The 9,072-nt window shown below is 61.1% G+C and carries 8 protein-coding genes; 4 read left to right on the top strand and 4 right to left on the bottom strand.

Annotation, left to right across the window (positions count from 1 at the left end):
* Nucleotides 1-136: 136 nt before the first annotated feature.
* From ACQ3DC_RS20950 to ACQ3DC_RS20935, 4 genes are all read left to right on the top strand, one after another.
* Entirely contained in the window at nt 137-970 is an 834-nt protein-coding gene (locus tag ACQ3DC_RS20950; protein WP_430752655.1) for a hypothetical protein, read from the top strand.
* A gap of 165 nt (nt 971-1,135) precedes the next feature.
* Entirely contained in the window at nt 1,136-1,546 is a 411-nt protein-coding gene (locus tag ACQ3DC_RS20945; RefSeq protein ID WP_430753122.1) for a nuclear transport factor 2 family protein, read from the top strand.
* Between the two features lie 422 nt (nt 1,547-1,968).
* Entirely contained in the window at nt 1,969-2,967 is a 999-nt protein-coding gene (locus ACQ3DC_RS20940) for an NAD(P)-dependent oxidoreductase (RefSeq protein ID WP_430753123.1), read from the top strand.
* Nucleotides 2,964-3,740 carry an SDR family NAD(P)-dependent oxidoreductase gene (locus ACQ3DC_RS20935; RefSeq protein ID WP_430753121.1) on the top strand — a complete coding sequence of 259 codons (777 nt, stop codon included), beginning with the start codon at nt 2,964-2,966 and terminating at the stop codon, nt 3,738-3,740. The genes ACQ3DC_RS20940 and ACQ3DC_RS20935 overlap by 4 nt, the downstream gene beginning before the upstream one ends.
* A gap of 1,339 nt (nt 3,741-5,079) precedes the next feature.
* Here ACQ3DC_RS20935 and ACQ3DC_RS20930 read toward each other — a convergent pair.
* The 4 genes from ACQ3DC_RS20930 to ACQ3DC_RS20915 all read right to left on the bottom strand — a co-directional run bounded on the left by ACQ3DC_RS20930 (nt 5,080) and on the right by ACQ3DC_RS20915 (nt 8,859).
* Nucleotides 5,080-5,910, bottom strand: a complete 831-nt coding sequence (locus tag ACQ3DC_RS20930) for a DapH/DapD/GlmU-related protein (protein WP_430753120.1) — start codon at nt 5,908-5,910, stop codon at nt 5,080-5,082.
* 534 nt (nt 5,911-6,444) lie between these two features.
* A complete protein-coding gene (locus ACQ3DC_RS20925) occupies nt 6,445-7,374 on the bottom strand; it encodes an NAD(P)-dependent oxidoreductase (protein ID WP_430753119.1) in 930 nt (309 codons plus the stop codon).
* A 14-nt stretch (nt 7,375-7,388) separates the two neighbouring features.
* On the bottom strand, nt 7,389-7,805 hold the full coding sequence (locus tag ACQ3DC_RS20920; protein WP_430753118.1) for a nuclear transport factor 2 family protein: 417 nt from the start codon (nt 7,803-7,805) through the stop codon (nt 7,389-7,391).
* A 25-nt stretch (nt 7,806-7,830) separates the two neighbouring features.
* Nucleotides 7,831-8,859 carry a hypothetical protein gene (locus tag ACQ3DC_RS20915; RefSeq protein WP_430753086.1) on the bottom strand — a complete coding sequence of 343 codons (1,029 nt, stop codon included), beginning with the start codon at nt 8,857-8,859 and terminating at the stop codon, nt 7,831-7,833.
* Between the last annotated feature and the right edge of the window lie 213 nt (nt 8,860-9,072).

Genomic DNA, 9,072 nt, shown 5'->3' with positions numbered 1-9,072 from the left:
GTAAGTCCGGCTCGGGGTACAACGATCCCTCCCGGCTCCCGGTCACTGTTCGGATCACGTCTAGAACTGACCGGACACATCCCCATCACCGTATTCATTTCTGCCGTTGGAGGCTGATCGCAGGATGCACACTGCCATGCTTAAGCTCGACCACTTCAGTGTCGAAGCAGACGGGGCCTCGAGCACCGTCACCGAAATTCTGCCTGAGTGGCACAAACACCAGCGCTTTGGGATTGTCATCCAGGAGCCCATGGGTCACGTCGGGGCCGGATTGTTGAGCCAAGCTGCCATCGCGGCGTTTTTCGAGGATCTGTTCAAGAACTCATGGGCCGACGTGCCAGTCCCGAACGAGGACCTGCCCGGTCCTTCCCAGTACCCCGGCACGTATCCGGAGATCTACGCGTTCCACGTCGGTCGTCGCCACGGCACGCTCAGCCCCGCTGACTTTGTGCCGAATTATAAGGAAGTCCTGGTCGAGGCCGATCCGATGCGGGTGCTGCAGGAAATTAATGGTCGTGGCATCACCATCCTCGCCGTCCCCGAGGGGGAGGAGAGGACTCACAAGTTCTTCTGGCCCGAACACCGGGCTTTCCTTTGGCGGACCGAGTGTGTGCTCAGCTACAGCGCCAGCGGGCGGGTGGCAGACCCGGACATTTCCATCACGTCGCTGCACGACGAGCCCGAGGCCAATGTGGACCGCCTGCTTGACCCAATGGAAAGCGCCGCGCCGTTTCGTGTAATCAACCCCGAGCGGACCAAAGTAGAGGCAGAGGGCGTGGTGTTCGAGGGGGACACCCTCGACGACCTCCTGCGCTGGACGGCCGATATTGACATGCGCCACCACGACGTCACGGAAGAAGAGCGCGCTGCGGCGGCCGCCGCCAGAAACGCAATCCGGGTCAACGGGCGATCCACCGAGACCTACCGCCGCCGCGATGCAAACTACGCCCTCAGACGACTCGTGCGCTAACAACACCCTCGGACGCTTCCGTCGTACGCCCGACTTTTGAAAAATGGTGTCGAGGTCCACCGCACCATCGGACGACTGTAAGCCGCATCCCAGATCTGCGTGCCAACTCAAAACACCAGGCCAGCAGATGTGAAAGCGGACCAAACCCCGTAGAAAGGTACCGATGTGTCTAACCCATCAGCGATTGAGGTCTTCAAGGGTCAAGTGGAAGCGGTGGCCATCAAGCGCGACCTGGACTTGTTTCTGACGTACATCTCGCCCGACTGCGTCTTTCGAGACATGGCAGAGCCCCAACCTCGGCGGGGCCACCAGGCTTGGCGTGAATTTCTAGTCGACTACCTTCAGACGATGGAGGACATGAAAGTCAAGTACCTCAATGTGTTCACCGATGGTGTGCACCTGGCAGCCGAAACGGAACTGCAGGGGGTGTACCGCGGAGAGGGCGCCGATCCCGGTGGCACGCACGTAACGTTTCAATACTGCTTCATCGATGAAATACGCGACGGACTTGTCGTGAGCGAGAAGGTTTATTGGGATCCCCAGGACCTTGCTCGGCAGCTGCCCGGAAAGGGATGACGGGAAACTCAGCCGTTCAGGCGGGATCGACAAATTACGCTCATCATGATGCAGGAATCGCACCCTGAACAACCGCGGAATGAGGTCCATACAGGACACCGCGGACGATCAGATGGACAAGCTATCTGGGATTTGCCCTGACGAGGGGGCCTGAAGGCCCACTGCACGTATGGGCGTCGCAGGAAGAGAACAAACAATGGAAGTAGGAGACATGGCCTTCTACTCAGAATTAGCAGGAATAGCTAGATGACGGGAAGTGAAAAAGCGCGGAGCACCCGGAACCCGTTTGCCACCCGAAGAGGTCTTTCCGAGACAGATTGAAGCGGTGGTGACGGAGCTGCTTCCGAAGGTAGCCCCGTAACTATCCACTATTGCCTTTTTGATGAGATCCGCGATGGCCTTGTGCAGCGCGAGACCGTGTACTGGGATGTGCAGGAGGTTGCTCGGCAGCTTTCCAGCGCACCCAAGGATGGAGGTTTGGCATGACTCAGAAGACACCCAAAAGGGGACAGCAGGTCACGGTGCTCGGGCTGGGCGCGATTGGCGCTGCGGTGGCCCGAACTTTGCTGGAGTCGGGAATGAAGGTGACGGTGTGGAACCGGACCCAGAGCAAGGCCGCCAGCTTGGCGGATGCTGGTGCCGTCGTGGCTATATTTCCGGCGGAGGCAATTGCTGCCAGCCCGCTAGTGATTTCTTGCCTGTGGGACTATGCGTTCACGGACGAGGTCTTCGGCCAGGACGGAGTCGAGGCGGCCCTAGACGGCAAGGTCTTCGTCCAATTGTCTACGGGCAGCTCGCAGGAGGCGAAGCGGCAGGGAAGCTGGGTGGAGGCGCGCGGTGCCTCGTTCCTCGCTGGAGGCGTGATGTGCTTTCCCCGTGCGATTGGTGCCGAGGAGACCATCATTCTCTACGCGGGAGACCCCGAGGTCTTCAAGAAGCACGCAGACCTACTCGCAAACCTCGCACCTGCGCAACAACACGTCGGCAACAGACCCGGCGATGCCGCACCGGCGTACTTGGCGCTTTGGAGTTTCTACTTCTCTGGCATGGGCGGCTTCCTCGATGGTCTAGCCATGTTGTCCGCCCACGACCTGACCAAGGACAATGTCAAAGCCCTCGTGGCGCCAATGGCGAACAAACTCGTGGACGGAATGTTCGACTTGATGGGGCGGCTCGATTCCCACAACTTCGCCCGGGATCAGACCACGGTCTCCAGCATGGAAGGCGGTCTTGGAGACACCTGCGACCAGATCCGGAAGGCGGGCGTCGAGCCCCTCATGCTGGAGGCCTTTGTTCGTCGATTGGCGATAGCACCGGCCCACGGCCGGGGCGACGAAGACATCGCCGCCGTCGCAGACCTGCTGATGTCCCAAGCGTCGTCGATTGATGGGCGACTCGAATTGAACAGGCGTCAGTCATGACAAAACGTCTCGAAGGCAAGGCCGGCGTCATCACAGGCGCGGCGAGCGGCCTCGGCCTGGCGGTCCTCCAGGCAATGCTCAACGAGGGCGCGTCCATCGTCGCCGTCGGTCGGGATGCCGCTCGTGGACAAGAGGTTGTCAAGCGACTCCAGGACCAAAGGGGGGCGGTGGTCTTCCAACAAGGTGATGTGACGCGTGAAGAGGACATCGTGGCCGCCATCGAACGGTGCCGAGCGGAGTTCGGCACGATCGACATCATGCATAACAACGCGGGGTACCTCGTAACGAAGGAACTTCATGAGACAACAAACGATGAGTGGGCAACATCCGTCGCAACGAATCTCTCGTCGGTCTTTTGGGGCAGCAAGCATGCTGTACTAGCCATGAGGGAGGAGGGTCACGGTGGAGCAATTATCAACACCGCCTCCACAGGCTCCTTCACTGCCACTGCCGATACCGCGAGTTACGTGGCGACCAAGAGCGGTCTGCTCGGACTCACCCGGGCCACTGCATTGGCGTACGCCTCTGACGGAATTCGGTGCAATGCACTTTGTCCGGGATCTTTCGAGTCGCCGATGCAGCTGAAATTTCTCGCCGAAGCACCAGACCCCGTGGCCGCACGGCGGCGGTTCTTGGATTTGAACCCGGCAGGTCGCATTCTAAAGCCCGAGGACGTCGCCGGCGCGGCTGTCTTTTTGGCATCCGATGAAGCGCGCGCCATTAACGGGACGTCGCTGGTCATCGACGATGGCACCTTGGCCAAGGCCCACTAAAAGCTGTGATTCGGCTCACAAGTGTCTCGGCGGGACGGAGTCAAGTCCAGCTTCTCATACTAAACGGCGCGTAAATTGATGAATCTGCAGGACGTTGCTGACGGCCCTCTAGCCCCTCCCGGTTTCAGCGTGGGCGGCCACGGCGGGAGGTGCCCGGATTGGTGTTCAGCTTCAAGGTGGCGCAGGGCCCTCTCAACGGTTGGTCAAGGCTGGTTTGGCTCACAGTCATCGGCTCGGCCACACTGCTACTTGGCATGCTTGCTGCGGTCGGCCACGACGTCGCCGCTCACATCGGCCGGCGTGCTGCGCAAGGCGTAGGACCGAGGCCGCGCGGCCCGGGCCCCAAGTTCGAGTGGACTGTGAGGCGGCCACGAATGGCCTGGGGCTTCTAGGGCACATGCCCAGGTTCCCTGTACGGCATCTTCCCCGGCTTGGAGAATGACCAGGTTTGAGAGTTGGTATGAAAACAGGTATTTGGCCTGACCCAATGTAGGGCGTGCTCGGGGTTACGATGCCAGCGCCGGGCTCTAATTCCAGCGCTGCGCTTGTGCATGTATTGCCTTTAAGCAGCGGGCGTGGAAGACAGCGGGTGGTTACGCACGAGGAAATCACCGGCTTCGAGACCCTGCGGATCATCGAGGCCGTGGCCATGGGCGAGGACGCAGTGGGCCTCTGCCTAGATCCTGCGAACCGTTCCTTCCCCAGTGCGATCCAGTGCGCCGTCGAGAGGGGGCTCCCTCCCTACTACACACCTCACACCATTTGCGCGACTTTGTGTTAGTGCCCGCGCAGCAGGGGATCCCTCAGTCTGTTGCCCATCGGGGAGAAGGATATCCTCTGGGATTGGCTGCCGGGCACCCTGCCGGCCGCCCCGCTGCACGGCTGCAGCGGCTATTCCAATCCACTTTAGATAGGTAGACATTGCAGAACACTCTGAACAGCTTGGCCGACGCCATAAAGATTGACACCGGCCAGATGCGCCAGGTAAAGGTCGATACCGAGGCACGAACTGTGACCCTAGGGGCGGGCTGCCTCCGAGCCGTAAAACATGGCTGTCCCCGCCGCCGTCGTCTCGCACGCCGGGTAGACCGGCCTGATCTTGGGCGGCGACACTAGCTGTTGGACGGGCTGAACGTTGAGCTCGTCAACCCTGGGGCACCAACGCGATCTCACTCGGACAGGCAGAGTCCTGAGCCGGGCACGTGCCCATGAGGTCCAACGCTTGGACAAGGAATTTGTTGCTTCGGACTTGCTCGGCTCGGTCGATGCTCGCAGTTCTGATCAACGAAGCGCGACCAGGCGTGATGTGCTGGCGGGTTCGGGCGGACGAACCTGATGTTCACATGCTAAGCCTGAACTGCCGAGCTGCCATTTCCAGGTTCTGATTGGCGGTCATTCCGGGGTTGCGGTAACCAATTACGAGCGCGGCTGCTACGCCGACCACCGAGGGCGCCGAGGATGGCGCGGCGATGCTGCCAGGAATGACGATGGCATTCTCAGGCACCTCACCCCCGAGTGGTTCTGCGGATGGTCCGATGGCGTCGACCACCGGCGTTGTCGATGTGATATTGACGCCCGCGGCAAGGATCGCTCCGCGCCTGATGCGGGTGCCAGGACCGACTACGCATCCGCTCCCGATTTGGCAGTCGTCCTCGATCACCGCCGGCCGGGCCTCGATGGGGTACAGCGAGCCGACGATGCTCGTCGATGGCAGGATCTTCACGCGCTCCCCGATCTGCGCGCACGTGCCAAGTGAGACCCAGCTGTCGATCAGGCTACCCGCACCGACCCAAACCCCGAGATGGACGTAGCAGGACATCAGCGTCACGCCGGGACTGAAGAAGGAGCCATAACGGGCCACTGCGGGGGGTGCCACACGGATCTGGGCCTGCTCAAGGCCGCCTTTCAACGGAAACCTGTCTCTGAACTGCAGGGGTCCGGCTTCGTACTCGAGCGTTGGTTGGCTGCTCCTAAAGTAGAGGTCGAGGGCCTTTTTCACCCAGGAATTGACGGTCCATCTGCCGTCTGTAATGTCGGCGCAGCGAATCTTTCCGCCGTCGACGAGTGCCATAGCCTCCGCGATCGCACGCCGCTCGCCATCGTCAAGAGCCGCGGGCGACCGTTCCCAGATCTCTTCGATGGTTTCAGCCAACTGGTCGGTCTCACCCATCGGCTCATCGCCCCTTAGGCAAGGCGTTGGTGGATGCACTGGTGGCCGGCGGACGGCAGTCGTGCAGTCCGCCGTAGACTGGCGGCGCTTCCAGGAGGCAGGCCGCGTCGAAGCCGCGTTTCTCCAGGCGTGCCTCCTGCCTAACCGTAGTGGGATCGTTGCAAAGTACCGCTTCGAAACGCATCTGTGCTCTCCAATTTTCCGGGCTTGGTGAAATAGTGTGCAGAAGCATGTTCTGCTCCGTTGTCCCGACGTTCGTCGAACTTGGACGGAGCCTGATGCTCATGAGGCGCCATTGACGCCGTGATGTTTCCGGCGGCCCCTCAGTGCCTACCGGAGGCTCCAAAGGCGTTCGTAGGCGGCCCTGTAGTCAATCGGGCGGCAGTGCACTGTCTTCTTGCCTGCGAGGACCAGTCAGTACGCTGCGCCGGGCTTCTACCTTTTGGTGCTGGAACATCCGGTCACGTTCCATCTGCGTTTCCTGAGCGGGGGAGGGATGCCTCGACAGCCATCACTCCCCGCCCGGGCGGTCGCTCAACGGGTTGGTGCCACCGGCATTGCAGGGATGAACCGTTGAGAGGCAGCCATCAGGCTGTCGGCGACGGCAGCGATGTCCTCCTCACCACGGCCAACCGCATTCGCGACCCTCAATTGGGAAACAAAGGCATCGAGCATCCGGGGCTCTACGCCCGTCTCGCGGATTTGGGCGCAAGTGGCCTCAAGCCCCTCGATGTGGCCAGCTACTGTCGCCTGGTCCCCGGCGAAGTTACCCGCGTCGAGGCGTGCGAACACGTCCAGCGCGCCCTCGACGAATTTGCCGGCCATCGGGGCGACCATCTCTTTGACGCTCTCCCGTGGAAGACCGCACCCCGCTATCAAGGCGAGGCCGTCGAAGAAGCCGCCCATCGCGGCGAAGTAAAAGCCCCATACGGCGGTATAGACGGTCGCGGCGTCACCCGGCCTGCTCCCGACATGCCGCTGCGCGGGGGCAACGATGCCCAGGACGCCGGAATGCTCCTCAAATATGGCAGGATCTCCTGAGTAGAGGATGATTGTCTCCGGGGCTCCGACTGCGCGTGGGTAGCACATAATGCCCCCGGCTAGAAACGCCGAGCCTCGAGCCTCGAGCCATTCCGCCTGACGGGCTGCTTCCTCGGCGCTGCCGGTGGTCAGCTGAGCGATGACCTTACCAGCCAGTGCCTCCTTAACCCCGACCTGCGCAAGGATCTCATCCGCAGACGCGTAGTCCCAAAGGCACATCAACGTGATCGGGCTGGCAGCAATCGCTTCGGCGGGAGACGCCGCCACCGCCGCCCCAATCTCGGCCAGGGCCCGCGTCTTGTCCGACGACCGGTTCCAAACGATCACTTTCTTGCCGGCGGCTATAAGTGCTCGCGCCAGCTCGCCCCCCATCGCGCCCAAACCAATCACCGTCACATCGTGCTTCGATATCGGGTTCTGCATGCGTTGTCCTCTCGTCATTCCACGCCTACCAACCGGGTCGCAGCACGCAGCTGCTGCTCATAGGGAACCCCGTAAACAGTTTCCCGCTGAGTGAGACCATCACGGAATTCATCAATCACGCAGTACTGCAAGGCCACGCGCGTTCCACCTGGAGCGGCTTCATCACCCAGAAAAAGACCTCGAATCACGAACTCGCACAGGACGAACTCAGCATCACTAAACAGCGTCAAGTACTCGACTGTCGTGTCCACCATGGTCTCGTGGAACGCTGTCACCCACTCACGCAGTGCTTCGTGCCCTACCCGGGGTTTGGGTTCGCTCATATCCCTCAAGACGCAATCCGGCGCGAAATGCGCCACGAACGCATCAATGTTGCGATCAACCAGGCCCGCATGCACCTGGCTCTTAAAAATTTCCTCAGGCGACTGCATTGCAATTTCCTTTTTCTTTGGTCGCTTAGTTGATCCGTGCATGCGGGCATCCGCCGCCCGGGTTTTGCTTTCCCACGGCCCGGTGGACCGTGGTGTCGATGCGGCTGGCTGTAGCCCTGCCTTTGGCCACGAGGCGGCGATGCCGCTCGGTGATTGGCTCCTTCTCATCGGCGCGGATGTAGTCGCGGTAGATGAATCTCGCTCTCACAAACCCCCGTGCGAGCGACTGCAGCGCCCAGTGCGGCTGCTTCATCCCGTAGATGCGGAAGAGCGAAGGCGCGAAGAAGGTAGTGATGAGCGCCCGTCCGAACGGTCGCAGGGCTTGCTGCGGGAACCAGGCTTCAAGAAATTGCTTGATCAGCTCCTCTGTGAACGGCGCGCCGATCGGATTCTCCGGCCAGGGGCGCTCAGAATATGCCTGGGCATAGGCCGCGCACTCCTCGAAGGTCTTCGGCATCGGCTCGACGTCGGTTAAAACCTCGCCGCTCTCCACCGTGAACAGCTCGGCAATTCCGCACCAGAAGCGGTGTGCGGCGATCTTCTGCTTCTCTGACCACCCGGGCAGCCCGAGGCTGCGCTTAAGAGTGTGCTCGGCGGTCGCCGCAGCGGAGAACAGGAATATGTAGTCTTCCGAGTGCGAAAAGGATCCCTTGTAGTGCTTCGCCCATTTCACATGTTGCTTGTTAACGATATCGATCGCCTGCTTCGTCACGGGCGAGTCCGGGCCGTGCTCGGCCCACAGCAGCATGTGATCGTTGGTGTTGGTCGTCCGTTGTTCGGCTTGGACGATCATCGCGCCGGTACCGTCGCGATATGCCGCGTCCGCACCCCACGTGGTCATGCCCAGATGCGAATTGTCCACCGTGTACTGCCAGTGAAGATCGAAGTCCGTGACGTTATAGATGTAGCTGAGAGCCCAAATCTCCTGGTAATCGACGTACGGGTCGAGCTGCTCAATGCGTTTGCGAATCCACTTCCGCGAGGTGCGGATAAAGTCGGTGCTCACCGCAGCCGCGGACGCACCTTGGGCAACCGGTGTCTGTTGTTCCTGCATGCTTCTTCCTCTCATAGCGCCACAGAATAGATAGGTGTCGAGTCATGACACACGCCTTCGTAGCGCATAGTTCGCCTCGCGCCGCCTGTGGTCTCGGCCGAGCGGCTCCAGACGAACGCCGCCAAGCCACTGCCGCCACCGCCCGTCCTCATCAAAGATCTCCCAATGCCAGGCGACGACGACGTCCCAGGAAACGCTTCAGATCATCAAGCA

Source organism: Paenarthrobacter sp. NEAU-H11 (genome assembly GCF_050573415.1).
Taxonomy (GTDB): Bacteria; Actinomycetota; Actinomycetes; order Actinomycetales; family Micrococcaceae; genus Arthrobacter.
This window is presented reverse-complemented; position numbering and strand designations above follow the sequence as displayed.

Excerpts from the sequence above, each read along its gene's own strand:
- ACQ3DC_RS20935 (WP_430753121.1), top strand. The coding sequence starts at position 2,964 with ATGACAAAACGTCTCGAAGGCAAGGCCGGCGTCATCACAGGCGCGGCG.
- ACQ3DC_RS20950 (WP_430752655.1), top strand. The coding sequence starts at position 137 with ATGCTTAAGCTCGACCACTTCAGTGTCGAAGCAGACGGGGCCTCGAGC.
- ACQ3DC_RS20925 (WP_430753119.1), bottom strand. The coding sequence starts at position 7,374 with ATGCAGAACCCGATATCGAAGCACGATGTGACGGTGATTGGTTTGGGC.
- ACQ3DC_RS20930 (WP_430753120.1), bottom strand. The coding sequence starts at position 5,910 with ATGGGTGAGACCGACCAGTTGGCTGAAACCATCGAAGAGATCTGGGAA.
- ACQ3DC_RS20915 (WP_430753086.1), bottom strand. The coding sequence starts at position 8,859 with ATGCAGGAACAACAGACACCGGTTGCCCAAGGTGCGTCCGCGGCTGCG.
- ACQ3DC_RS20920 (WP_430753118.1), bottom strand. The coding sequence starts at position 7,805 with ATGCAGTCGCCTGAGGAAATTTTTAAGAGCCAGGTGCATGCGGGCCTG.